The sequence below is a fragment of the Exiguobacterium sp. s89 genome (assembly GCF_018617735.1).
Classification (GTDB): Bacteria; Bacillota; Bacilli; order Exiguobacteriales; family Exiguobacteriaceae; genus Exiguobacterium; species Exiguobacterium marinum.
On record NZ_JACSKS010000001.1, the window covers coordinates 610,407 to 637,174 of the forward strand.

The following is a 26,768-nucleotide window of genomic DNA, read 5'->3' on the forward strand; positions in this document are numbered from 1 at the left end:
GTCTCCTTCCCTACAATGAGCAAAGAGGTGATTTTCAGTGAATAAACAAGCGATTATTGTCGGCGCTGGACCATGCGGTCTTTCGGCGGCCATCGAGTTAGAGAAGATCGGGGTTTCTTGTAGTGTGATAGAACGGGGAAATATCGTCGATGCAATCTATCGATATCCGACACATCAGACGTTCTTCTCATCTGCAACCCTGTTAGAAATCGGAGACATCCCGTTTATATGTAAAGACTTAAAACCACGAAGACAAGACGCACTCGTCTATTATCGGGAAGTCGTCACGCGCACCGGACTAAACGTTCACCCGTTTGAAACGGTTGAATCTGTCGAAAAAACCAATGACCGCTTCGTCGTGACTTCAAGACATGACCGACGCGGCGTCACAGTTCGTGAAGCGGACTATGTGATTTTAGCCACAGGGTATTACGGACGTCCACGTATGCTCGATGTACCAGGTGAATCGTTGCCACACGTCCATCATTATTTCAACGAGGCACATCCCTATTACCGTCAACACGTTACGATTATCGGCGGGAAGAACTCCGCTGTCGATGCTGCGATTGAGCTCGAAAAAGCCGGGGCATATGTCACAGTACTCTATCGAGGCGACTCGTATAGTCCTTCCGTCAAGCCATGGGTCCTCCCAAACTTTGATTCGCTCGTCCGTCATGAGAAAGTCCGAATGGAATTTGGCGCGACGATTGATCGAATCACTGAGGACGGTGTCTATTATCATCAATCTGGCGAAGAAAAACATGTTGATGCGGATTACGTTCTCGCAATGACCGGTTATCAACCAGACCATCATTTATTCGAAAGCTCAGGGATTATCATCGATGAAGAGAGTGGGGTCCCGACATACGACGAAGAGACGTTTGAAACGAACGTCGAACACTTGTTCATCGCTGGTGTTGTGGCAGCTGGGAACGATGCGAACAAGATTTTTATCGAAAATGGTCGATTCCACGGCAAGGCGATCGCAGCTACAATTGCGAATCGAATCCAAGTTTAACTCCCGCGCCTACGTCGATAAACCGCAAAGTATAGATAAAAAAGTTCGGTCAACTTGAGTTGACCGAACTTTTTTTGATTAGACCCAACCGCGAAAACGTGACGCTTCCGCCATCTTCCGTACACCGACCATATAGGCAGCCAGACGCATATCGACTTTACGGGCTGAAGATGTATTGTAGACTGTATTAAACGAATGGACGAGCACTTTTTCAAGTTTTTCTTCAACTTCTTCTTCCGTCCAATAATAACCTTGATTGTTTTGTACCCATTCGAAGTAAGAAACCGTGACACCACCACTTGATGCCAAGACATCCGGCACAAGAAGAATCCCACGCTCTGTCAAAATTTTCGTCGCTTCGTTTGTCGTTGGACCATTCGCTGCTTCGACAACGATTGAAGCTTTGATGGCGTCCGCATTCTCTTCTGTGATTTGGTTCTCGATTGCTGCCGGTACGAGAATGTCACAATCAAGTTCCAACATGTCTTGATTCGAGATTGTATTTTTGAACAATGTCGTGATTGTACCGAATGAATCGCGACGATCTAACAAATATGGGATATCGAGACCGTTCTCGTCATGGATGGCACCGTAAGCGTCGCTGACCGCGATTACTTTCGCTCCAGCATCGTACATGAACTTCGAGAGGAAGCTACCAGCGTTCCCAAACCCTTGAACGACGACGCGTGCTCCTTTGAGTTCGATGCCACGACGGAGTGCCGCTTCCCGAATCATGATGGCCACACCCTTCGCAGTTGCTGTCTCACGTCCATGCGAACCACCAAGGACGAGTGGTTTACCAGTGATAAATCCAGGTGAGTTGAACTCATCGATTCGGCTATACTCATCCATCATCCAAGCCATGATTTGTGAGTTCGTAAACACGTCTGGTGCTGGGATATCTTTCGTCGGTCCAACAAATTGGCTGATTGCGCGAACGTAACCGCGACTTAAACGCTCAATCTCACGGAAGCTCATTTCACGTGGGTCGCAGACAATTCCGCCTTTTCCTCCACCGTACGGCAAGTCGACAATTCCTGCTTTCAAGCTCATCCAAACAGACAATGCTTTGACCTCTACTTCAGTTACGCTCGGATGGAACCGAATGCCTCCTTTTGTAGGTCCGACCGCATCGTTATGTTGGGCACGATATCCTGTAAATATTTTCGTCGAGCCATCGTCCATGCGAACTGGGATCCGAACGGTCAGCATGCGAAGCGGTTCTTTCAACAACTCGTACATCTCATCTGGATAGCCGAGTTTATCTAAAGCTTCGTGAATCACCTCTTGTGTCGATTCCAAGATGTTTTTTCGTTTTTGATGACCTTTTTCTTGATCCGTTATCATGAAGGTTTCCTCCCCTAAATTGTCAATTCTCCCCCAAGAATTAACCTCGTATTCGTTTAAAAGTATAGCCGATACGCGTTCAATTTGAAAGGGTTTTACAAAAATAATGAAAGCGTTTTCTTTAAGGCTAGAATAATCGTTCCCTTACTTCGTTTCACGTTTTAATGCTAAATCGATGAAACGATCTAAGAGTTCCCCATAAGAGATACCAACTGTTCTTGCGCTATCCGGGAACAGGCTAAGCGGTGTCATACCAGGTAATGTGTTCGTTTCTAAAATATAGGCTTCTCCTATGTCAGAGACCAAAAAATCTGAACGCGAGTACCCTGAACAACCTAGCGCGCGGTGTGCGAGTTTAGCAGCCTGCTGAACTTCTTCCGTTAGTTCTACTGGAATTTCAGCCGGACAAACATGAATCGAACCACCTTCTGTATACTTCGATTCATAATCATAAAACTCATTTTTTGGAATGATTTCGATTACGGGTAACGCTTCTTCTTGCCCAAAGCTCCCGATCACCGGCACAGTCAATTCTTTTCCTTTGATATACTGTTCTACGAGAACCGCTGAATCACATGCGAACGCCTTTTCAATCCCAGTGCGCAACATCCCCTCATCAAACGCGATCGTCAATCCGTTAGAAGACCCTTCTTGGGCAGGTTTGACAACACATGGGAACTCATTTCCCCACTCCCTTACTTTCGCATCAATAGACTTTGGTGATTCAATCAAAACATCCCGTGCAACACGAATGCCAGATGCAGCAAAAATAATCTTCGCTCTCGCCTTGTCCATCGCGAGGGCCGACGCCAACACACCTGATCCTGTGTACGGGATACCCGCCATCTCTAGTAAAGACTGGACTCGACCATCCTCTCCATACTTTCCGTGCAACGCACTGACGACAACATCGACATCTAATGTCAACAACTCGTTCGCTCGTTCCGGATGAAAGTCGATGGCCGTGACCTCGTGACCACGTTCCTTCAGTGCTTCAATCATCCCTCGTCCGCTTGTGAGGGAAACCTCTCGTTCTCCTGACACTCCACCATATAAAACAGCGACTTTCATTCCAATCTCTCCTTCAACTAACTACTAAAAATTCAAGTCTAATCATAACACGGACACCTTAAAAACAATAGGAACAGAAAAGTAAAAAAAGCCGTACTCATGCGAACGCATCGTACAGCTCTTTCACGGCTTGTTTCGTTTGAATTGTGTTTCCGTACTCCATCATGACGTATGGACTTACCGTAGTCGTTTTTCCATACTCGGACAAGATGGCAGCAAGCCTTTCTTCCACTTGTGCAGGAAGCACCTCCACAAAGTGGAGATAATAACGACCTTCATAGTGATAAAGCGCCCCACCCTGTTCGGTTTCATGTATATGTGGAAAGAGACGAATCGAAGCGTTGATTACATCTTCAAGGTCCTCGAACTGATAAATCAAGTGGTGAATCACGTCAATCGTCAGTCGAATCTCGACCTGCTCGATATCAAGCTCGGCAATCGCTTCACCTTTTTGAACATCGATGACGAGTCCATCACGAGGAAACATCGTCACGTTTAAATCAACCGCGCCTTGTGGAGAAAAGCCATACTCACTCTCTGCTGTTTCAAGCAACTCTTTCCACAGCTGTTGACCATTTTCTCCTACAATCGTATCGATGGCGATTCCACGTAACGAGAGTTCATTTGCAGTCACATATACACGAAGATGTTCTTTTGTTTGTTTTTCAAATCTCAATCGAAAACCTCCAGTGAATAATCAATCCTACTAATAAGCTACTCCCGTTTTAATCCCGTGTCAAATAGTTGATAACCATTTGGTCCATTCTTCCGGTGAGTCCCCAAGAAATGCTCCATTGAATCGATCCCGCTCGAGACTGACCGCATATCCACCTGCCCCGATTTTCAAATCAGAATGCTCTTCTTGAATATAATCGATGGCATCTAATAGGTCGGGGATATGTTCTGTCAGTGTGCATGCAAAAATGAGGCAAGTCGTATCAATATCATGCAATGCCTTACTCAAGTCTTCTTTCGGGAACCCTGCTCCCAAAAAGACGACATCGTATCCATGTTGACGTAAGTAAAGTGTAACGAACAACAAACCAATCTCATGCATTTCACCGGGCGCACATACACATGTAATGCGTGGAAGGAATGGATTCATCGGCATTTGAAGAGACAAAGTGGAGAGCCTTGCTCGTAAAAATGCCGTCGCAAAATGCTCATGGGCGATGGTAATCGATCCTTCTTCCCAACGTGAACCTATATCCATCAGGAGCGGTCCAATGATGTCCTTTGTCACTTTTTCAAAACTAAATGTATTAAATGCGCGATTGATTAAGTCGTGCGCTGACCGCTCATCAAAAGAGAGCAACGCATGAAGCAGTCCATCCTTCAATTCTTCGTCATATAACTTGGTAGATGATGGCTCTGGCTCTATTTCCGGCGCTTGATGTAGCTGTTGAATCGCTTGCGAGACACTCAGGCCTTCTTTTTGCTTATCGACCACCCATTTAATTTTTTCCACATCTTGATCTGAATATAGGCGGTGACCAGATTCCGTTCTGCTCGGTACAATAAATTGATAGCGACGCTCCCAAGCGCGAATCGTCGTAGGATTAACGCCCGTTAACGTCGCGACCGTTTTTATAGAGTATTTCGGCATCTCCGCCCTCCTCTCATACTCGTTCTATGATTTTAGTATATCCTCATTCTAAAAGGTTTACCCCTTTTATTGTGCAATCGTGTGTTTTTATAATTCGTCAATTAAAAAAGGGTGCGAACCTTGCTCGCACCCTACTTCAAAATATGGCATGTCGCCCGATATATATGAAAATGAGAATAATCGCTAACATGGCGAAAGTTAATGTCATCGCCAACGGGCGCTTCATCCAGTTATCATTTAACTTTCTCTTTCGTTCGTGCTCTTGTCTCTCAGATCGAGACGGCAATGTGTCCGCCAACTGCTCGCGTAAAGAATCCGCTTGATTCCGATGTCGCAACATATGCCCTCCTTTACCTTTTTTATCATTTTACTATGATATTATTCAAAGGAAAAGATTTGCGTCAACCGTATTTTCCATTCTGTCACATTTTCCCGAACGATTTTAGGTGTGTCTGGGAACACGATGGGGCCACATATATCGCAACATTCGTTTTGTTCAATCGTTGGTTCCGAAAAGTAGCGTAGTAAATAATCGCGCCGACACGTGCGAATGAGTGCATAATCCATCATCTGTCCAAGCTGACGGTATCGGTCGCGCCTTCTTTCTTTTACCCAATCCAGTGCTTCTTGAAGAGAACGTTCGGACAACAACTGCTTTAACAACAAGAATTTTGAATCTTCTTCATTCATTTTTAGTAAACGCGGTAACTGCGCTAGAGATGTGCCGTTCTCACGCTCAAAATACGCCAAACGAACATCCTCGTCTTTTGGATATTGACCGTCAATCAAAAACTGCTGGATTCGCTCGTCCCCATCTGCATATAGGAGCACAGCAAACGCAGGCTGTCCATCGCGTCCGGCCCGGCCGATTTCCTGCATATACGCTTCGACCGTCGCAGGTAATTGGAAGTGGATGACCGAACGAACGTTATCTTTATTGACCCCCATTCCGAAAGCGCTTGTACAGACCATGACCGACACCTCGTTCCGTAAGAATTGAGATTGCACGAGTCGTCGGTCTTCTGTAGACATTCCACCGTGATAAAACAATGCGTCTTCTAGCTCAAACGCCAGCGCCTCTGCCTCCCGACGTGTTGCCGTGTAAACGACGATCGGTTTCGGAATCTCTCGAACTAATTCCTTCAGTCTCTCGAGTTTCTTCTCTTTCTCCAGTCGCTCGACCATTAATCGAATCTCGGGTCGATTGGCTGAATGAACGAATTGTTCGGGTGAGAAGAGTGCTAACTTCTCAACGATATCCTGCTTTACGCTCTCAGGAGCCGTCGCCGTGACCGCCATACATTGCGGGCTGCCGATTTGCTTTCGCAACTCGCCTAACCGGGCATATTCTGGTCTAAATTCATGGCCCCATTGGGAGATACAATGCGCTTCATCAATTACAAGCATTTGAATTTTCACATACGCCAACGCACGCGTGACATAAGGAACAGCCAATTGTTCGGGTGAGAGATATAAAAAACGATAACGCTTCAAATGATTGATGATGTCCTGCTTTTCTTCCATCGACTCCATAGATGTCAATCGGGCTACGCCACGCTCACCACGTTCCCGGATATGAAGCATTTGATCCTCAATCAGAGAGAGTAGCGGCGAGACGATGATCGTCAAACCTCCATTCTTTATGTAGGAGGGGAGTTGAAACGTCAACGATTTTCCCGCACCGGTCGGCATGACGGCCAAGACATCCTGTCCTTCCACCACTGCTTGAATGATGTCGTGTTGACCAGGTCGGAACGAATCATATCCAAAGACTCGTTTCAATGTCGATTCATACAAATGTCTCACCTCGTTTCAGCCTTGCGAACACAAGACGTATTTGAAAATAGCTGACGTTACCCATTTCTTCAAAGACAGGCTTCAAAGCCCAACTGACCGGATCTCGTAATTTTTCGATGGCGACAATGTCCTGCATCGGCACAAATTGTTCGAGCGGGAAGACAGCTAAATACATCGCCATCTCCACCACATGGTCTTCAATCGTACTCGTCCGCAATCGACGCCTTGCCTGAACTTGATCGAATGTGTATCCCTTCAGAAAGAGGTCATACGATTCATGCGCAGAATACGTCATCCGGTCTGTCGATAACCCATACGTGAACCCTCGGATTTTCGCATCTTCCGGTAACACTTTCAGCAACTCGTTCCATCCTGCCAAAAAATAGAGGCGGGCCGTTTCGGCATCGACATCAAGCAAACTAGCAATTTGTTCATACGTCAATCCTGTTTCGAACGCTCCAGTAAACCGGTAGACGACCGCAGTCGCATACGGATCCCCAACGTGATCAAGCGCTTTTTCAATCTCTAGATGGAACGTCCGCATGAGCGCTTTCCAATCACGATCGAGTTGCAATAACTGTTTTACCCATTGCTCTGCAGGACGGTCAGCTTGAACCGGATAAAATGTTCGCGCATGCTCTTTAGACATGAAGGTCTGCACGAATAAACTCAACCTTTTCCACGTCGTCGCATTATAGTCGCGTCGTTCTCCACCTAACCGATTGAATAAACGCTCAACAGCCTCAGGTGATGAGATCATTTCGCCTGCTTTCGTCAATTTGAATTGTTTTCGGTCCAACCACCCCCGTTTTTCAAATCCTTTCAACATGGACTCATATGAGTATGTCGCTTGCGGAAACTGTCCAAAAATAGACTCTAACTCATAGAAGAACGCATCTTGTAACGTTGTGGCCGAACGTTTCCCGTTCAGAACATGAAATAGACTACGTTCACTCCGTTCTCCATTTAATCGTTTAATGGCCAGCAGTAAAATCCCATCCGCTAAATGAACCAAATCGTCACTTCCTTAAAAAAAACATTATCGTACCAAAAAGACACTCGTTTCCTCATTGAAATAATTGGGTATGTAGACTACAATTACTCATAGTCAGTAGAATGATTTCTAAGAGAAACAAACCGTTTGGAGGGTTATTATCATGGCAAAATTTACTATCGTCGATAAAGATACATGTATCGCATGCGGAGCTTGCGGCGCAGCGGCACCAGATATTTACGATTATGATGATGAAGGTCTCGCGTTCAACTTGATGGATGACAACACAGGTACTGTTGAAATCCCTGATGAATTACACGAAGACATGATGGATGCATTCGAAGGTTGTCCAACTGATTCAATCAAAGTGGCGGACGAATCATTCGACGGCGATGCTCTAAAATTCGAATAATTTACGAAGGACGTATCGGTCATTTGACTGATATGTCTTTTTTCATGTCTTTTCGATTCACTCTCTTATAATCATGACAGCTCTAGCCAAGTATAACAAAAAAGGTTGTTTGGCTTAAGTACCAAACAACCTTATCATAGTGGACATATGTCCTATTTCTAATCAGCGTTTCCCTTTAATATATGGGATACCGACCGACTTCGGTGCATCCGCACGCCCGACAAGACCAGCGAGTGCAAGAATCGTGAGCGCATATGGCGCAATCAACAGGAGAAGTTGTGGCACATTATTGATAATCGGCAAATTACTTCCGATAATCGAGAGCGCCTGCGCAAATCCAAAGAACAGTCCGGCGCCTAGCGCACCGAGTGGATTCCACTTCCCGAAGATCATTGCGGCAATCGCCAAGAAGCCTTGACCAACAATTGTCGTTCCACTGAAGTTCGTCGTAACGGTTACAGCATATACTGCACCGGCAAGACCACCAAACGCACCAGAGAGCATGACACCCATGAAGCGCATTTTCGTTACGTTGATCCCCATCGTATCAGCTGCCATCGGATGCTCACCGACTGAGCGAAGGCGAAGTCCAAACGGCGTCTTAAAGATGACGAACCATACGACAAACGCCAAGGCAATCGCCACGAATGATGTATATTGAACGTTAATGAAGAACATTTTGAGTACAGGAATATCTGATAAAAACGGTACGTTCTCTTTCGCAATCCGATATTCGATAAAGTCAGTTTGTCCTTTATTGTAGAGCACACGTACAACAAAGATGGCAAGACCGATCGCGAGCATATTGATTGCTACCCCAAGAACAGTTTGGTCCGCGCGCCACAGAATCGCAGGTACGGCCAAAAAGAGAGAGAATAATGCACCGACTACCATTGCTACAAGCAAGGCAATCCATGGACTGAAGACGCCAGCACCTAAATCAGTTAAAGTAAGCGTTGTGATAATCCCAGTCGCGGCACCGATGATCATAATTCCTTCGAGAGCAATGTTGACGACACCAGAGCGTTCGCTGAAAATCCCACCGAGTGCTGCGATAATGAGTGGAGTCGCATAGGCAAGTGCAACCGGTACGACGATATAGAGGACTTCTAAGAAGCTCATTTTTTCTCCACTCCTTTCTTACGATTTCCTTTTAGTTTTTCTACGACATAGTTGATGGCGTAACCAGATGCCACAAAGATGACGATTGCTGCAATGATGACTTTGACGAGTTCTGACGGTACGTTCGCACCAAGTTGCATCGCCAAACCACCAATATTCAATCCTGCAAAGAGAATCGCGGCTAGAACGACACCGATCGCTGTATTAGCTCCTAAAAGGGCCACGGCAATCCCATCAAATCCGACACCTGTGAACGATGCCGATAAAGTCATACTTCCGAATGTTCCAAGACCTTCCATAGCTCCAGCAAGTCCAGCGAACATACCTGAAATGACGAACGACAGGACGATATTTCTGTTTACGCTCATTCCTGCATATTGAGATGCATTTTTGTTGAACCCAACTGCACGTAACTCATAACCAAGCGTCGTACGCTGAAGAATATAGTAGTACACAATTGCTGCAAGGACAGCGACGAGAACACCCCAGTGAAGTCGAGAATATGTCGTCAACTCTTGTAGCCAAGGTGATGCGAGAGATGCAGACTCATTGATTGATTCTGTCCGCTCGTTCGTCACACCGATGACATTACGCAAAATCGCATTTGTCGTATAAAGTGCGATATAGTTCATCATAATGGACGTGATGACTTCATGGACGTAAAACTTCGCTTTCAAGAATCCTGGTACGAAAGCCCAAATTGCTGCTGCGATCATTGCTGCGAGAAGCGCGAGCGGCAAGTGGATAAACATCGGCAAACCATCGAAGTTGATTCCTACATATACGGCCGCGACCCACCCAATCAATACTTGACCTTCTACTCCGATATTGAAAAGCCCTGTACGGAAGGCGAACGCAACGGCAAGACCCGAGAAGATGAGCGGTGCAGCCGCTCGCAGCGTTTCACCGATGGCATACGGACTACCAAACATTCCTTCGAATAATGAGATGAACCCTTGAACCGGGTCGTAACCACCGATCAACATGACGATGGCACCGACGAGAAGACCTAAAATAATCGATAGGAATGGAATGAGGAGCTGGTTTAAACTTAATTTTTTCATTCTGTTTCGTCCCCTCTCTGACCGCCGGCCATCAAGAAGCCAAGTTCTTGTTCAGTCGTCTCTTTCGGATCACGAATCCCCACGATTTTCCCTTCGTAAAGAACAGCAATACGGTCGGATACGTGTAAAATTTCATCAAGTTCGAATGAGATGAGCAAGACGGCGCGTCCTTTTTCACGCTCTTTAATGAGCTGTTCATGAATAAATTCAATCGCACCGACGTCAAGACCACGTGTCGGTTGTGCAGCGATGAGTAAATCTGGTGAACGGTCGACTTCCCGGGCGATGATTGCCTTCTGCTGGTTCCCTCCCGAGAGCGCACGCGCCGGCACATCGATAGATGGAGTTCGGACGTCAAACTTCTCAATTAACGCCTTCGCCTTCTCTGCAACAGCTTTGTAATTCATTAGCCCTCGCTTAGAGAAAGGTTCTTTGTAATACGTTTGTAAAACCATGTTGTCCCGAATCGAGTAGTCGAGGACGAGTCCGTGTTTATGACGGTCTTGCGGAATATGTCCGATGCCGGATTCTGTCATCTTACGCGGTGTTTGACCAGTCACATCTTTCCCATTGAGCTGAACTTTTCCTGATTCCGGTTTTTTAAGACCCGTAATCGCTTCAATTAACTCGGTTTGACCGTTACCATCGATTCCAGCAATTCCGAGCACTTCCCCAGCCCGAATTTGTAAGTCTAATCCTTCAACAACCTTCAATCCACGGCTGTCTTTAACGACGAGCCCTTGAACATCGAGAACAACTTGTTGCGGTTCTGCTTTTGAATACTCAGCAGCGAAGTTGACTTCACGCCCGACCATCATTTCAGCCAGACTATCTTCATTAACCGTTTCATCCACTTCAACCGTTCCAATGTAGCGACCACGACGAATGACCGTACAACGGTCCGCCACTTGCATGATTTCCTTCAGCTTGTGCGTAATCAAGATGATCGACTTACCTTCAGCAATCAAACGTTTCATAATTTGGATAAGTTCTTGAATCTCTTGCGGCGTCAACACTGCCGTCGGTTCGTCGAAAATCAAAATATCCGCTCCACGATAGAGCGTTTTCAAGATTTCTACTCGTTGCTGCATACCGACCGAAATATCTTCAATCTTCGCATCTGGATCAATTTTAAGTCCGTACTGTTCTGAAATATCCATTACCTTTTGACGAGCTGACGCGCGATCGATTGTCACACCGCTCTTCGGCTCAAGTCCAAGGATGATGTTCTCCGTGACGGTAAACTTTTCAACCAACATAAAGTGTTGGTGGACCATCCCGATCCCAAGATCATTGGCGATGTTCGGATTCTCAATATCAACTTTCTTCCCGTGTACGCGAATCTCTCCACCTTCAGGCTGATATAGACCAAATAACACGTTCATGAGCGTCGACTTCCCGGCCCCGTTTTCTCCTAGAAGCGCATGGATTTCTCCTTTACGCAATTGGAGCGTGATATTATCGTTCGCAACGAACGTACCGAACTCTTTGCGAATATTTAGCATTTCAATTACATATTCCAAGGAAGTTCACCCCTAACTTTAAGTAAAGGGAGACCACATGGGTCCCCCCTATACTCAAATGAATTATTTTACTGTTTTCATGAACTCTTCGAACTCAGCGTCAGTTGCTGGTGCAACTACCTCGCCGTCGATGATTTGTTGACGATACTCGTCAACTTTCGTAAGAACGTCAGCAGCAACGTTTTCTTCAGAAGTTGGCGCGATTCCTACACCTTCGTCTTTAAGAGAGAACTCAACGATTTCACCAGCTGGGAACTCCCCGTCCATTGCCATTTTCGAAACTTTAAGTGTAGCTGTATCTACACGTTTAACCATTGATGTAAGTGTGACGTTTTCTGGAAGTCCTTCTTCATACTGGTCACGGTCAACCCCGATAACCCAAACATCTTCGCCGTTCTTCTTACGGTTTTTCGCTTCTGTGAATACCCCTACACCCGTACCACCAGCTGCATGATAAATGATGTCAGAACCAGAACCGTACATACCTGAAGCGATTGCTGTTCCTTTTTCAGCTGAGTTGAAGTCTTCAGCATATTTCACATCGATTGTCGCATCAGGGTTTACAGCCATTACACCAGCTTTAAATCCATTTTCAAACTTCTTGATCAAATCTGACTCTACCCCACCGATAAATCCAACTTTGTCAGTTGTAGTCGTAAGACCAGCAACAACACCTACGAGGAACGAACCTTCTTGTTCTTTAAAAGTGATTGAAGCAACGTTCGGAGCGTCAACAACCATATCGACGATTGCAAAGTTGTTGTCAGGGAATTGTTCTGCAACTTTACCAATATCTTCTGCCATCAAGAAGCCGATTCCATAGATCAAGTTAAAGTTATCACGTGCCAATTGCTGTAAGTTCGGCTGATAGTCTGCTTGTTTTGCTGACTGAAGATATTTATATCCTTCGTTTTCAGTCAAGTCGTTTTCTTCACCGAATTTTTTCAACCCTTCCCATGCAGATTGGTTGAACGATTTGTCATCTACACCGCCGGTATCAGTAACCATCGCTACTTTGAAGTCGCTACCTTCTCCGCCTTCACCGTTTGTAGATGAGCCACCTTCGTTGTCATCGCCACCGCAAGCCGCGAGTACTGTAGAGAGTGTGAGTCCTGCTGCTAAAGCTGAGAGAATCGTTTTCTTTTTGTTCATCATCGTCGTGTTTCCCCTTTCGGTTCATAACAAATTTTGTTGTCATGTCATCAGTAGTCTTTACACCGGTATAAGAAAGCGCTTTCACGCTATTCCCCAAAAATAACCCTTTCCGTCAAAAAAATTGGTCGTTTTACACTCGTTTACGTACGACATGGAAATCGAATCGATCTGCTCGGAAAAAGTTGGCCGAATCGAGCAATGGTAAATCACTCTCATCGTAATGCAATTGCTTTAAAGCGAGTAACGGTTGGTCCGTCTGAAGTTGTGACGATATGTCAGAGCTGACGCTCGGCTCAATATGCGTAATCGCATACGCGACTCGACGTCCTACCTCTTTTTCAAGAGCATCAAACAATGACTTCCCTTCAGTCAATGTTTCAGGATTTGAGACGAGATGGGCCGGCACTTTATCGACACAATATACGACCGGTGTGTCATCCGCATATCGAATTCGAACAATTCGATAAATCGGTGAGTTCGGCTCAATCTTGAGACGATCGGCTTCTCTCTCTGTTGCCAACACCTTCTCGGCCACCAATACTTTCGTTCCTGGTGTCATCTTCGCACGCGTAATCATATCAGTGACACTGAATAACTCTTCAATTCCTGATGTAAACGGCGGCTTGGAACTGATAAATGTCCCTACCCCATGCTTTCGCACCACGAATTTCTCATCTTCGAGAATTCGGAGTGCCTCACGAAGTGTTGCTCGACTGACTCCAAGTTGTTTCGAAAGTTCGAATTCCGAAGGTAACTTTTCGCCTTCCCGATAGACACCAGCGTCGATATCTTGCTTAATTTTTTCAATTACTCGAAGATAGAGCAATCGATGATCGAGCTTAATCGACATTGGCCTCACCACCTTTAATTTACTTACCAGTGCTCAGACATCTGACGTATGAATGTCCTTGCCAATATTAAGTATAGGGATTCGAGAATTAGAACGCAATAGTTTTTGTTCGGAATCAGGGAAATATTTTTTTTAATCGTGTTGAACCGTACCACTGAGTCCATTTTACTCTTTTCTTTCATGTTTGAAAAAACTTTGTAAAATGAAAACGTTATTAAAATATGTAAGCGTTTCAAGGTTTTTTTAAAGTATGCATTATTAAATAATATAGGTCATATGTGCTATATTACATTTCTATTATAACGAACTTCTTTAATTATCGCTAATATTTCCGCATTCTATGTATACCATTAAAAAACGAACGATTATATATTAGTATATATAATCGTTCGTTTTTATTATTCTTCTCGTTCTTGAATGAACACTTTTCGAGGTTTCGAACCTTCTGACGGCCCCACGTAACCGGCTTCTTCAAGCGAATCGATCAATCGGGCAGCCCGATTATACCCGATTCGAAATCTTCGCTGAATCATCGATGTCGATGCCGTTTCCTGAGTGACAATGAATTGAACGACTTCTCCGAACAATGAATCATCCGAGTCGATTGTCGTCACTTCTTCCTCTTTCGGCATCATCGCTTCCACATACTGCGCTCGTTGCTGTGCGATGACATGATTGACGACCATCTCGACTTCTTGGTCGGAGACGAACGCTCCCTGAATACGGACAGGTTTGTTCATACCGTTCGCAAGCATCAGCATATCCCCACGTCCGAGCAATTTCTCTGCTCCCCCTCCGTCAAGAATAGTTCGCGAATCGGTTTGAGAAGAGACCGCAAATGCAATCCGTGATGGGATATTCGCCTTGATGACCCCGGTGATTACGTCAACCGATGGGCGCTGAGTAGCGAGAACCATATGAATACCTGCAGCCCTAGCCATTTGCGCAAGTCGCATAATCGCATCTTCGACATCATTTGATGCGACCATCATCAGGTCTGCTAGTTCATCGACGATAACGACGATGAACGGTAGACGTTTCGCATCTTCATCGTCTGATTGATTGACGAGTTCATTATACCCTTCAATGTTGCGTACCCCGTATCGACTGAATAGTTCATAACGTCGTTCCATCTCGGCAACTACCTGTTTTAGTGCCTGAGCGGCTTTCTTCGGGTCTGTGACAACCGGAGTCAATAAGTGAGGAACACCGTTATATACATTCAATTCGACCATTTTCGGGTCAATCATCATGAGCCGGACCTCATCAGGTCGAGAACGCATCAACAAGGATACGATCATGCCGTTGATACAAACTGATTTTCCTGAACCTGTTGATCCCGCGACGAGCAAATGCGGCATTTTGTTAAGTGAGATTCCGACGGTCTCCCCACTGATACTACGACCAAGAGCGACGAGCAATTTTGAATCGTCTTGTTTGACTGGATCTGCTTCAAGCACTTCTCGTAAGCACACCGGAGCGACTTCCTGGTTCGGTACTTCAATACCGATGGCCGCCTTCCCTGGGATCGGTGCCTCAATTCGGATATCTTTAGCAGCAAGTGCAAGTGCTAAATCATCACTTAACGAGGTGATTCGACTTACTTTCACACCAATATCTGGTTGTAACTCATATTTCGTAACGGTTGGTCCGAGATGAATCTTTAACACTTTGACTCCGACACCAAATGACTTTAGTGTTTTCACGAGTTTTGCCGCATTCTCTTTCAAGCGCGCATTTTCTCCCGATAAATCAGTGATTACCGGCTCCTTTAAGTTTGAAAAAGGAGGGAGTTCATAAGTATCTGAGACATCTTGAGCTGCAGTCATCATCATCTCTTCTGTCGTGCTGGATGCATCAGTTTCCGTAGATTGGGGTGTTTCCGTTTCAGCATCTTTCTTTTCTGCCACAACTTTCTCGCTAAATCCTACAATCGGGATGTCATTCATCGTGACGGTGTCTGACTCTGATTCAGATGCTGCCTCTCTTTCCGTATGTAACACCTTTTGATTTTGTTGTGCAGTACGTGTTCGATTCGAGGCTTGCTTCTTCTCGGTTTTTGGTCGTGCTTGCCATTCTTTCTTCACAGCTGCAACGGATTCACTCATTCGATGGTACAGCTTCCCCCAAACTGTCGGCACATACAGAGATACTCCGACAACGAAGAACACGACGCCTAAAAAGACGAGACCAAAATCAGAAAACAAATATTGATTTAAATCATATAAAGCACCATTGACTCTACCACGCTCTTCTCCCCACAATAAGTCACCGAACAACAAGAGTGAGGCGGTCATATTGAGTAAACCTGCTCGTTCCATCAGTCTCATTGAATTGAGCACGACCCATAAGATGACGGCTACCATCAAATAAGTAAGCGCACCCCAACCACCAAAAATATATTCGGACAGCTCGGACAACTGTTGACCAATCCAGCCTAAATTAAAGAAGGCAAATACGAATGCAACGATGGAAAGAACAAAAATTCCCCATCCGTATGTACGTGGCGCAATCGGTTGTTTTTTTCGTTTTCTCGTATTTCGTGGCGCAGGTCGTTTACGCTTCACGGGAGTCTTTCTTGTTTTTTGTGCCACTATAGTCCCTCCTAAAAAAAGAAGGCAAAAGTCGGATGACTTTTGCCTCACTCACATTCCATTAAATCTCCATGATGATCGGCAAGATCATCGGACGACGTTTCGTCTGTTCAAACAAGAAGACGCTTAGTCGCTCGCGGATATTTGATTTCAATTCGGTCCAGTCACTGCCAGCTTGCAGACTCTTTTCAATCTGTTTCGTGACAATACGGTTTGCCTCTGAAATCATCTCTTCCGACTCTCGCATATACACGAATCCACGTGAGATGAGTTCAGGTCCTGAAATCAATTTCTTCTGTTTTCGATTCAATGTGACGACACAAAGGACAACTCCATCTTGTGACAATAATCGACGATCACGAAGAACGATGTTTCCGACATCGCCGACGCCGATTCCGTCAATCAAGACATTACCAGCAGGAACTTTTCGGCTCATCCGGGCTTTTCGACCTGTAAACTCAACGACATCACCTTTTTCAACGATGAAGATATTGTTTGATTTTACGCCTACTTGTTCAGCAAGTTTTGAGTGCGCCATTTGCATACGATATTCACCGTGAATCGGTAAGAAGTATTTCGGTTTGACGAGGTTGAGCATCAACTTCAACTCTTCTGCCGAACCGTGCCCTGATACGTGAACTTTACGTTGGTTATAAATGACGTTCGCACCAGAGCGGAATAATAAATCAATCGTCTTCGAAACTGACTTCTCATTCCCAGGAATCGGAGTAGCGGCAATGACAACCGTATCGTTCAAACGAATGTTGACTTGTTTGTGCGCATTACGTGCCATACGAGTCAATGCTGCCATTGGCTCTCCTTGAGATCCCGTTGTTAAAATGACGACTTTATTATCCGGCAGTCGATTCACTTGCGACAATTCGACGAGTGTCTTCGCCTTGAAACGAAGGTAGTTTAATTTTTGAGCAACTTCGACGATATTGACCATACTACGACCTACAACCGCCACTTTACGGTCATTTGCTTCCGCTGCCGCGAATACTTGTTGCAAGCGATGGACGTTCGATGCGAACGATGCCACGATGACACGGCCTTCGGCTTGATAGATGACGTCGTTCAATTCAGCACCGACGAGCGATTCAGAACCAGTTTGTCCCGGTCGCTCTGCATTTGTCGAATCTGAAAGTAGAGCGAGAACCCCACGTTGTCCAATCGCCGCTAACTTGTTAAAGTCGGATTGCTTACCGTCGACCGGTGTATAATCAAACTTAAAATCTCCGGTATGGACGATTGCACCTTGAGATGTTTGAATACAAACACCGACACAGTCGGGAATCGAGTGATTGACGCGGAAGAATGTGATGAAATGATCAGCGATAGTCAATTTCGTTTTGGCGTCAATCATGCGAAGGTCGACTTCTTTTAACAAACCAGCCTCTTTTAATTTCAATTCAATCAACCCAAGAGTTAATTTCGTTCCGTATACCGGAACGTGCTTCAAATCGCGTAGCACGTAGCTGAGTCCACCGATATGGTCTTCGTGACCGTGTGTGATGAAAATTGCTCGTACGCGATCTTTGTTTTCTTTTAAATAGGTGATGTCTGGGATGACAATGTCAATCCCAAGCATCTCATCGCCTGGAAACATGAGTCCGGCATCGATGACGAAGATGTCGTCGTCTAGCTCCACGACGTACATGTTCTTCCCGATTTCGCCTACGCCTCCAAGCGCAAAGACGCTAATATTCTCTGTCTTCTTTTTAGACACTAACAAAAACCTCCTAATTGATTCATATTCTGTTTCGTCCCCTTATCGCTACTGAATATTGTAGCGGAAAACGGCTTCATTGCCAACATTTCCGTTCAATCTAATAGAGGCTTTAGTGCATCGGCAATCGGTACAACCGCTTCTTTGTCAGGTCGTTTCCCTGCGATAAGTTGTCGGATTGACAAGCCAAAGTCCATTTGGAGGTGAGGATAGTCCGGAAATGAGTTCCAGTCACCGCCCCATTCGAAGCCAAGCGCCTTCCCTAATTCCCCGAGTTCTTGCCAATCTGGTACATCATTTCGATTGCGGTCAGTGTTCAAATCATAGTCCGCCTTGTTGTTATGGATAATGACGAAATCAATCGCAAGTCCATAGTTATGATAACTTTGACCCGCTTTGGCATTCGTCACAACTTGTCCTGGTTCAGACCGACCTTGTGCATACAAAGTATTTTGTTCCTTCGCCGAGCGATATCCTGATGTGAGTCGTACTTCAAGGTCTAGACAAGATTGCGCTAATCGTATGAACGAGACTCCTCGATTCACGACTTGTGGATGTAAACGATCAAATTCAATCTTTGTCCTCGCTAACACGGCGTCCTCCGCCTCTTTGTTCCGCACACACATATCCGCCTCAAACGTAGGTTCGTCCACCCATGGTACCGGTTCAGGTTGCATATAAAAATAAGCTAGCGTAATTCCAATCAAGAAGGCGACCATCGCAAGTGATAACACACCTGTCCATCTCATCTTCTTAACCGTTTACGTAATCCTTTAAGGATTGGCAAACCTTTTTCGAGTGCCATATAGAAAGGACGATTTAAGACGAGATCAAATTCCCCGACCTTCTCAATCATGTCACTTCCCCATCCAGACTTGAAGGCATATAGACCTGCATATTCATCATTTGGGTCAGTACTTCCCGATACTCCACCGAAGTCATATCGCTCTGCACCGCTCTCCTTAGCTGCCTTCATCATTGTCCACTGCATCAAGTGGTTTGGCATGAATTCACGGAATTCATTGGATGAGGCACCGTATAAGTAATACGAGCGACGTCCTGCAAGTGTCAATAACCCACCCGACAAGACGATTCCATTCGGATATGTCTGGTCTAGTTCAACGAGCTCAGGTAACGCTTGTTCGGCTTTTTGAATTTGCGCTTCTGTCTGCTCTTTGCGGTTAAGAAGGCTCGTTCGTTTCTTTTCGAGCGTCTCCTTCTCTAACCCCCGTTCGATTTTACTCAACTCTTTTTTCGCTTTTTCGAGTGTTGCTTGTTGCTGTTCAAGCGCAATTTTCGGCTCAAGTTTGGTTAAAAATAGACGGGCATCATTCGGTTGTAGACAATCATATAGGTTTTCAAAATAATCGAGACCTCGAGTGGCGAAACCATCACGCTCTCCTGTCACTTTCATCAGATTAGCGAACGTCTTGAGTCCATCACGATCGACTTCTGTACAGACAATGCCTTTCTTTTCAGCTAACCGAACATTATATCTGAACTTGTGATGGAATTTCGCAAAAATATCTTTCTCGCTTGGACGTAAATCTGTTTCCATCGTGAAACGGGGCTGTGCGTAGTCAAATCCGCCACCATAGCCTTTATGTTTAAATCCAATCGCATCCATTTCCGTCAATAGACCAGGCATCTCGTCACGATCAATATTTGGGTCAATTTTAATCACGATGGCTTTATGTGCCGTCGCAACACGTTTTGCTTCATTCACAAGTGCTTGAAGAGATGCCAAGTCGTCATAGTCCACGACAAAACCACGAGGTGCATAACATAAAGTAAATGGTAATTTTGGAACACGTTTAAATAAAAGCAGTGCGGCACCGGTCGTCGCTCCATCACGCGCTACAGCGATGCGCTCTGATGTCCATCCATTTTGGCGCTTCACATCTCCCCAACTCGACAGTTGCAATAAATCACCACGGTCATGCGTTTTGACGAAGTCGTCATGTTCTTTTTCTGTCAACGTAATTGATTGTACTGCCATAAATCACGATTCCTCCGTATTCAAAATGGTTGCTCGGACAATCGCCTCTTCATCGAGCGGCAACTTTTCATTTCCGATAATCTGATACTTTTCATGCCCTTTTCCTGCTAATACGATGATATTATCCGCTTTGGCTAAACTTGCCGCATAACGAACTGCCTCTTCACGATCACCAATCTCGACATAACTGTCATGAGTCATTCCAGCCGCGATGCCGTTCGTGATGGATTCGTAAGCTTCGAAGCGTGGATCATCTGTCGTGATGATGACGGTTCCAGCGTAGGTCGATGCCATCTCACCCATCGCCGGGCGTTTCGTGACATCACGGTTTCCACCGGTCCCAATTAAAAAGACAATCTTCTCTTTTGGTACGCCAACAAGGGACTTCAAACACTGTTCGATTCCATCTGGTGTATGCGCATAGTCTGCGTATACATTATAACCCGGGACGTCTAGGCGTTGCATTCGTCCTTTGGCAGGATGAATCGTTTCAAGTGCTTCAGCGATTCTCTCAAGCGAATATCCGGCAGCGAGAAGACAACCTGTCGCAAGCAACAGATTGTATACGTTGAACCGACCGATAAACTGTACGGTCACCGGGAGACGTATGCCTTGGTAGTTCAACACAAAACTCGTCTGAGAGAGTGTCTGTTCAATGTCCGATGCCATCAAGTCCGCTAGCGTATCGATTCCATATGTCAATACTTTAGCACCGGTCATCGTTTCGTAGAGCGCACTTTGGGCATCGTCTGCGTTCAAGACGGCTACTTTTCCCCGTGAAGCCATTTGACCGAGTTGTGCGAAAAGCAATCCTTTCGCACGCGCATAGTTTTCGAACGTACCATGAAAATCCAAGTGGTCATGCGTCAAATTTGTGAATCCTACGATGTCAAAATCCGTTCCGATGACACGACCGAGCTCAAGGCCGTGTGATGATACTTCCATCATGACATCAGTCACGCCTTCGTCACGCATTTGTGCAAGCAACTGTTGAAGCTCTGAACTTTGAGGCGTTGTATTTTTACTTGGAACAATGTTGTCATTAATACGTACTTCGACAGTTCCAATCAATCCGGTCGAGTGCCCAAGGACGTCAAGAACATCACGTAAGATCGTCGTCGTCGTTGTTTTCCCATTAGTTCCCGTAATCCCGAACAGTCGCATCTGTTCAGAGGGATACTGATAAAAAGCTGAAGCCAGTAGTCCGACTGAACGTGAGCTATCACGTACAATTAAGTTTGGAACCGTTAGCTCGAGTGGGCGTTCACTGACAACCGCTACCGCTCCTCGTTTCACCGCTTGCGCCGCGTATTCATGGCCATCGACCGTATAACCTTTGATGGCGACAAACAACGTTCCCGGAACCACTTCTCGCGAATCGGTCGTCACATGCGTCACTATGATGCCTTCAAGATTTGGTTGATTAATTAGTTGTATCGTCTTCACTAAATCCGTTAAGTTCAAGTCTTTCCCTTCTTTCACCTGTATCCTATCCACACTAAAGAATACCTCTTAATCAGTGTAGAGAACTTACAATTCGGTTTCAAGTCACCCTTCGTTTGGGAGGACATATGATTTCGCTGGTTGCTGTTGAAGCACTTCACGAATCAATGCATTGACCTCTTCGACTTCGATGCGTTCCACTTTTTGAATCACGTGTTCAATCGGTTCAACTTCGTCAAGTAAGAGCAAGTTTCGTCCATTGCGATTCATACGTGCGCTCGAGCTTTCGTTTCCAAGCACGAGAGAACCTTTCAATTGCCGCTTGCCTTTATCCACCTCTTCATCCGTCAATCCTTCTTCGACGAGTCGGGTTAACTCTCTTTCGAGAATGACTTCGACTTGCTTTAACGTATCGGATGATGTTCCGACATAGATGGTAAAGGTGCCATGATCAGCGAATGTCGTGTAGTAAGAGTAGATTGAATAGGCCAAGCCTTCCTCTTCACGAATCGACTGAAACAGTCTCGAGGACATCGTCGCGCCGATTGCGTTATTCATCAGTGCCAAGTGTGGTAACCGTTCATCCGTCGCTGAAATTGCTCCATAGTTCCAACATAGGTGCGCCTGTTCTGTTTCCTTCTGTTTTGTCACGGTATCATGGAATAGCTCCGGTTGATTGAGTTGTTTCGAAGATTCCCTAGAAGGGATGTTGGCAAACCTACCCTTCACGGCATCAATCAACTCATTGGATATATTCCCTGCAATCGAGACGACAATTTCTTCTGCTGTATAGCGTTCTTGCAAATAGTCAACGAGTTGGTCTCGTGTCAATCGATTGACACTCTCCTCCGTTCCAAGAATTGGTTGGGCGAGTAGGTCATCCCGATATGCCGCGATAGCCAGTAATTCGTGCACGAGATCTTCTGGCGTGTCTTCGTACATTTTAATTTCTTCCACGACGACACGTTTTTCTTTTTCGAGTTCGTTTTCGTCAAGCACCGACTCGAACAACATATCCGTCAACACATCAAGCGCCATGACCGCATGTTCATCGAGCGTCTTCACATAGAAACACGTATGGTCTTTCGAGGTGAAGGCGTTGACACTTCCACCAAGTTCATCGAAAAAAGAAGCAATCTCTTTTGCGTTTTTCGTTTTCGTTCCTTTGAACAACATATGCTCAATCAAATGGCTGATGCCGATATTTTCAAACGATTCCGTGCGTGTGCCAGCTTTAATAAACACACCGGTTGAAGTGCTGTGCGAACCCTCGATTGGTTCGATGATGATGCGTACACCGTTCTCTAGTGTCATCCATTCCATGTTCTCACTCCTATGAAAAAGGCCATCGCACCAAGACGATGGCCAGAATAATTAATTTGTCGAGCGCGGTGGACGACGGTCCCCGTCACGACGTGGCGGACGGCCTTCGCGAGGTGGACGGCTTTCACGTGCAGCCTTCCGTTTCGCTTCGTAAGCCTCACGCTCTTCAGGAGACAATCCTTCTAAGATGAGCGCTTTATGTGATGCGTTGACACGACCTTTATCATCGATTTCTGTGACTTTGACTTGAATCGTATCACCGAGTTTCACCACATCCTCGACGTTCGCAACACGCTCAAGGCTGAACTCTGAAACGTGTACGAGTGCATCTTTTCCTTTGAAGAGCTCGACGAATGCGCCGAACTTCTCGATGCGGCGAACCGTTGCGTCGAATACTTCCCCAACGACGACTTCGCGAACGATATCCCCAATCAATGACATGGCAAGATCGATCCCTTCCTGGTCGGTCGAGGCGATGAATACTGTACCATCTTGTTCAATGTCAATTTTGACACCAGTTTGATCGATGATGCTGTTGATCATTTTACCACCCGGTCCAATGACGTCGCGGATTTTATCCGGATTGATTGTCATCGTCACAATCTTCGGTGCATATTTCGATAGTTGCGTACGTGGTGCCTCTAACGTTTCAAGCATATGATCAAGAATGTGTAGACGACCAGCACGTGCCTGCTCAAGAGCTTCCTCTAAGATTTCGCGCGTGATTCCCGCAATCTTAATATCCATTTGAAGAGCCGTGATTCCGTCTTTTGTTCCAGCAACTTTGAAGTCCATATCGCCGAGGTGATCTTCAAGTCCTTGAATATCTGTCAAGACCGTGTAGTGTTCACCTTCCATGATGAGACCCATGGCGATTCCAGCGACCGGCGCTTTGATTGGCACACCTGCATCCATCAAAGCGAGCGTCGATCCACAGATTGACGCCTGTGAACTCGAGCCATTTGATTCGAGTACTTCCGAAACGAGACGAATCGTGTACGGGAAGTCTGCTTCTTTCGGAATAATCGGCAGAAGTGCTCGTTCACCGAGTGCCCCGTGACCAATTTCACGACGACCTGGTGCGCGGACCGGACGTGCTTCTCCGACTGAGAACGGCGGGAAGTTATAGTGGTGCATAAAGCGCTTATTCTCTTCCAAACCGATTCCGTCGATGATTTGTGCGTCACCAATCACGCCAAGCGTTGCCACCGACATGACTTGCGTTTGACCGCGTGTGAAGAGACCAACACCATGTGCACGTGGCAATAAGCCAGTTTCTGATGCGAGCGGGCGGATGACTTCCGGGCGACGACCGTCCGGACGAACTTTGTCGACCGTGATCAAACGGCGGACTTCGTCTTTAACGAATTTGTTCAAAATGCCAGACACTTCTTTCAACTTGGCTGGTTCATCGGCGAGCGTCTCTTCATAGGCAGCTACGTATTTAGCGATCACTTCATTGATTGCTTCGTCACGTGCATGTTTTTCTTCGACTTGGACCGCGGCGTTGATTTCTGGACGAGCCGCCTCGAGTTCTTCTGTTAAGGCGTCATCAAATTTCGATACCGTGTATTCGAACTTCGGTTTCCCAACAGCCTCTACGATCTCTGATTGGAACGCAACTAGTTTCTTGATTTCTTCATGACCGAACAGAATTGACTCGAGCATGACGTCTTCCGGTACTTCGTTCGCGCCTGCTTCAACCATGTTGATCGCATCTGCCGTTCCGGCGACTTGGAGTTCGAGGTCCGTCTGTTCGAGCTGAGCTGTCGTCGGGTTAACGACGAACTCACCGTCAACACGTCCGACCGTCGCTCCAGCAATCGGGCCATCGAACGGGATGTCTGAAATCGAGAGTGCGATCGACGTACCGAGCATTCCCGCCATTTCAGCTGAACAATCCGGGTCGTTCGACATGACATAAATCATGACTTGAATATCATGACGGAATCCATCTGGGAAGAGTGGACGAATTGGACGATCGATGAGACGCGATGTCAAAATCGCGTTTTCACCTGGACGACCTTCACGGCGGAGGAATCCACCTGGAATTTTACCGACCGAGTAAAGTTTCTCCTCATAGTTGACCGTCAATGGGAAAAAGTCTAAATCTTTTGGTGCTTTTGAAGCTGTTACTGTCGCAAGGACGACCGTGTCACCATAGCGAACGAGTGCTGAGCCGTTTGCTTGCTTCGCAAGTTGACCGACCTCTACAGACAATGGGCGTCCGCCCCATTCTGTAGAGAATACTTGTTTCGTACCTAACATGTACATTCTCCTCTCAAACCTTATCTAGTTTATTATGTAACTCATTCCTACGAATGTCTAATCATTTTCCTTTAAAAAAGAAGAAACGGACTAGGACGTTGTCCCAGCCCGTTGAACAGTCTCAATCGATTAACGACGGAGACCGAGGCGTTGAATCAATTCACGGTAGCGCGTAACGTCCTTGTTACGAAGGTACGTAAGCAAGTTACGACGACGTCCAACCATTTTCAAGAGACCGCGACGTGAGTGGTGGTCTTTCTTGTGTGTACGAAGGTGGTCGTTCAATGTGTTGATTTGTTCAGTCAACACTGCCACTTGTACTTCCGGTGAACCAGTGTCACCTTGTTTTGTCGCGAAATCCGCGATAATTTCGTTTTTACGTTCTTTTGAGAGTGCCATTGCCTCTCCACCTCCATTTAATAAAAAATTGCCGCGTTGCCGAGCCGGCGTTGGTGAATCGTCCAGCCAAGCGAAACGGTGTACTTTGCGTACTTGACAAGGATAGCGTACACGCTCCTGAAAGTCAAGATAGGATTGAACGGGCCGACACCTCATCTTGTTTGAGCTGTGCGACCAATGCATCCAAGCCATCAAATGCGCGTTCGTTACGGATAAATTGAATCCATTCGATTTCAATGACTTGCCCATATAAATCCTCTGAAAAATCAAACAGATGACTTTCGACGGAGACCGCTCCCGTCTCGTAAAACGTCGGGCGACGTCCAACATTTGTCATAGCATAGAACGTCCGACCATCTTGAAGCTTGACTCGTGTCGCATAAACACCTAGACGTGGCATGACATAAGAAGCATCCATCAAGACGTTCGCTGTTGGAAATCCAATTGTACGTCCTCTAGCATCTCCATGTATAACTTCACCACAGATGACATAGGGAGCACCGAGTAGTTCGTGGGCCTCATCGACTTGCCCCTCTGCCAATAACTTACGGATTCGGGTTGAAGACACTTTTTCTCCATGCCTCGTCTGTTCTGTGACGACAGACGTTGTGAATTGATCACGCGCATGATAAGGCAGCGTCTCCATCGTCCCTTCTCCGAATTTGCCATACGAATAGTCAAATCCTGCCGTCACATGTACAGCCCCCGCGCCGATTAAATAATCATCAACAAACTGTTGCGGAGAAAGTCCAGCCAATTCTTTTGTAAACGTTAAGACGAGACAACGTTCCACCCCGAGCGCTTCAATGCGTTTCAATTTTCGGGATAACGGCGTGATATAGCGCACTGCATCCGGTTTATTTGAGAGCACTTGCTTCGGATGTGGGTCGAACGTGACGACCGTCACCGGAAGGTTATGTTCAGCTGCCACACGTTTGGCATGTGAAATCACAGCTTGATGCCCTTTATGGACACCATCAAAAAAGCCGAGTACCATGACGGATGGATACGCGTCTGGTGTATCTGGATAAGTGAGATGTCTTGTTTCCATACT

The 26,768-nt window shown here is 46.0% G+C and carries 23 protein-coding genes; 2 read left to right on the forward strand and 21 right to left on the reverse strand.

All coding sequences use genetic code 11. The features are described 5' to 3' along the window. Positions 1 to 37: 37 nt before the first annotated feature. Positions 38 to 1,018 (forward strand): YpdA family putative bacillithiol disulfide reductase, encoded by a 981-nt coding sequence (locus KNO96_RS03155; protein WP_026826185.1) that lies wholly within the window; start codon positions 38 to 40, stop codon positions 1,016 to 1,018. A gap of 78 nt (positions 1,019 to 1,096) precedes the next feature. Here KNO96_RS03155 and KNO96_RS03160 read toward each other — a convergent pair whose 3' ends face one another. The 7 genes from KNO96_RS03160 to KNO96_RS03190 form a co-directional block, all read right to left on the reverse strand. Further along, entirely contained in the window at positions 1,097 to 2,365 is a 1,269-nt protein-coding gene (locus KNO96_RS03160) for a Glu/Leu/Phe/Val family dehydrogenase (protein ID WP_026826186.1), read from the reverse strand. 144 nt (positions 2,366 to 2,509) lie between these two features. Continuing rightward, a complete protein-coding gene (locus tag KNO96_RS03165; RefSeq protein WP_214702224.1) occupies positions 2,510 to 3,436 on the reverse strand; it encodes a D-alanine--D-alanine ligase in 927 nt (308 codons plus the stop codon). A 97-nt stretch (positions 3,437 to 3,533) separates the two neighbouring features. Beyond that, positions 3,534 to 4,112 (reverse strand): adaptor protein MecA, encoded by a 579-nt coding sequence (locus tag KNO96_RS03170; protein WP_026826188.1) that lies wholly within the window; start codon positions 4,110 to 4,112, stop codon positions 3,534 to 3,536. Positions 4,113 to 4,172: 60 nt separating this feature from the next. Next, entirely contained in the window at positions 4,173 to 5,042 is an 870-nt protein-coding gene (locus tag KNO96_RS03175; RefSeq protein ID WP_026826189.1) for a MerR family transcriptional regulator, read from the reverse strand. Between the two features lie 136 nt (positions 5,043 to 5,178). Beyond that, positions 5,179 to 5,379 (reverse strand): hypothetical protein, encoded by a 201-nt coding sequence (locus KNO96_RS03180; RefSeq protein WP_026826190.1) that lies wholly within the window; start codon positions 5,377 to 5,379, stop codon positions 5,179 to 5,181. 41 nt (positions 5,380 to 5,420) lie between these two features. Then, positions 5,421 to 6,848: a RecQ family ATP-dependent DNA helicase gene (locus KNO96_RS03185; RefSeq protein ID WP_353047575.1), complete on the reverse strand. Its 1,428-nt coding sequence runs from the start codon at positions 6,846 to 6,848 to the stop codon at positions 5,421 to 5,423. After that, positions 6,832 to 7,854 (reverse strand): YpbB family protein, encoded by a 1,023-nt coding sequence (locus tag KNO96_RS03190; RefSeq protein ID WP_214698250.1) that lies wholly within the window; start codon positions 7,852 to 7,854, stop codon positions 6,832 to 6,834. The genes KNO96_RS03185 and KNO96_RS03190 overlap by 17 nt, the downstream gene beginning before the upstream one ends. A 142-nt stretch (positions 7,855 to 7,996) precedes the next feature. Between KNO96_RS03190 and KNO96_RS03195 the strand changes: the two genes are divergently transcribed. Beyond that, a complete protein-coding gene (locus tag KNO96_RS03195; RefSeq protein WP_026826193.1) occupies positions 7,997 to 8,245 on the forward strand; it encodes a ferredoxin in 249 nt (82 codons plus the stop codon). Between the two features lie 162 nt (positions 8,246 to 8,407). On the opposite strand, the gene KNO96_RS03200 is transcribed toward KNO96_RS03195, so the two are convergent. The 14 genes from KNO96_RS03200 to KNO96_RS03265 form a co-directional block, all read right to left on the reverse strand. Next, positions 8,408 to 9,367: an ABC transporter permease gene (locus KNO96_RS03200; RefSeq protein ID WP_026826194.1), complete on the reverse strand. Its 960-nt coding sequence runs from the start codon at positions 9,365 to 9,367 to the stop codon at positions 8,408 to 8,410. Next, positions 9,364 to 10,431 carry an ABC transporter permease gene (locus KNO96_RS03205; protein ID WP_026826195.1) on the reverse strand — a complete coding sequence of 356 codons (1,068 nt, stop codon included), beginning with the start codon at positions 10,429 to 10,431 and terminating at the stop codon, positions 9,364 to 9,366. Before KNO96_RS03205 ends, KNO96_RS03200 begins: the two co-directional genes overlap by 4 nt. Then, a complete protein-coding gene (locus tag KNO96_RS03210) occupies positions 10,428 to 11,954 on the reverse strand; it encodes an ABC transporter ATP-binding protein (protein ID WP_026826196.1) in 1,527 nt (508 codons plus the stop codon). The genes KNO96_RS03205 and KNO96_RS03210 overlap by 4 nt, the downstream gene beginning before the upstream one ends. A 63-nt stretch (positions 11,955 to 12,017) precedes the next feature. Then, positions 12,018 to 13,106 carry a BMP family lipoprotein gene (locus tag KNO96_RS03215; protein ID WP_214702863.1) on the reverse strand — a complete coding sequence of 363 codons (1,089 nt, stop codon included), beginning with the start codon at positions 13,104 to 13,106 and terminating at the stop codon, positions 12,018 to 12,020. Between the two features lie 133 nt (positions 13,107 to 13,239). Beyond that, positions 13,240 to 13,959: a GntR family transcriptional regulator gene (locus tag KNO96_RS03220; protein ID WP_026826198.1), complete on the reverse strand. Its 720-nt coding sequence runs from the start codon at positions 13,957 to 13,959 to the stop codon at positions 13,240 to 13,242. 398 nt (positions 13,960 to 14,357) lie between these two features. Beyond that, positions 14,358 to 16,553: a DNA translocase FtsK gene (locus KNO96_RS14325; protein WP_214702226.1), complete on the reverse strand. Its 2,196-nt coding sequence runs from the start codon at positions 16,551 to 16,553 to the stop codon at positions 14,358 to 14,360. 61 nt (positions 16,554 to 16,614) lie between these two features. Beyond that, positions 16,615 to 18,282 carry a ribonuclease J gene (locus KNO96_RS03230; protein ID WP_026826200.1) on the reverse strand — a complete coding sequence of 556 codons (1,668 nt, stop codon included), beginning with the start codon at positions 18,280 to 18,282 and terminating at the stop codon, positions 16,615 to 16,617. 95 nt (positions 18,283 to 18,377) lie between these two features. After that, complete coding sequence (locus tag KNO96_RS03235) at positions 18,378 to 19,031, reverse strand: M15 family metallopeptidase (RefSeq protein ID WP_214702227.1); 654 nt, start codon at positions 19,029 to 19,031, stop codon at positions 18,378 to 18,380. Next, positions 19,028 to 20,281 (reverse strand): lipid II:glycine glycyltransferase FemX, encoded by a 1,254-nt coding sequence (locus KNO96_RS03240; RefSeq protein ID WP_026826202.1) that lies wholly within the window; start codon positions 20,279 to 20,281, stop codon positions 19,028 to 19,030. The genes KNO96_RS03235 and KNO96_RS03240 overlap by 4 nt, the downstream gene beginning before the upstream one ends. Before the next feature lie 3 nt (positions 20,282 to 20,284). Further along, positions 20,285 to 21,778, reverse strand: a complete 1,494-nt coding sequence (locus KNO96_RS03245) for a UDP-N-acetylmuramoyl-L-alanyl-D-glutamate--2,6-diaminopimelate ligase (protein WP_235181849.1) — start codon at positions 21,776 to 21,778, stop codon at positions 20,285 to 20,287. A 51-nt stretch (positions 21,779 to 21,829) separates the two neighbouring features. After that, the gene (locus tag KNO96_RS03250; protein WP_214702228.1) at positions 21,830 to 23,047 is read right to left on the reverse strand and encodes a M16 family metallopeptidase; all 1,218 of its coding nucleotides are present in this window, start codon (positions 23,045 to 23,047) and stop codon (positions 21,830 to 21,832) included. A gap of 51 nt (positions 23,048 to 23,098) precedes the next feature. Then, positions 23,099 to 25,315, reverse strand: a complete 2,217-nt coding sequence (gene pnp, locus KNO96_RS03255; protein WP_026826205.1) for a polyribonucleotide nucleotidyltransferase — start codon at positions 25,313 to 25,315, stop codon at positions 23,099 to 23,101. Between the two features lie 129 nt (positions 25,316 to 25,444). Beyond that, complete coding sequence (rpsO, locus tag KNO96_RS03260) at positions 25,445 to 25,714, reverse strand: 30S ribosomal protein S15 (protein ID WP_026826206.1); 270 nt, start codon at positions 25,712 to 25,714, stop codon at positions 25,445 to 25,447. Positions 25,715 to 25,838: 124 nt separating this feature from the next. Further along, positions 25,839 to 26,765: a bifunctional riboflavin kinase/FAD synthetase gene (locus tag KNO96_RS03265; RefSeq protein ID WP_214702230.1), complete on the reverse strand. Its 927-nt coding sequence runs from the start codon at positions 26,763 to 26,765 to the stop codon at positions 25,839 to 25,841. Positions 26,766 to 26,768: the final 3 nt, after the last annotated feature.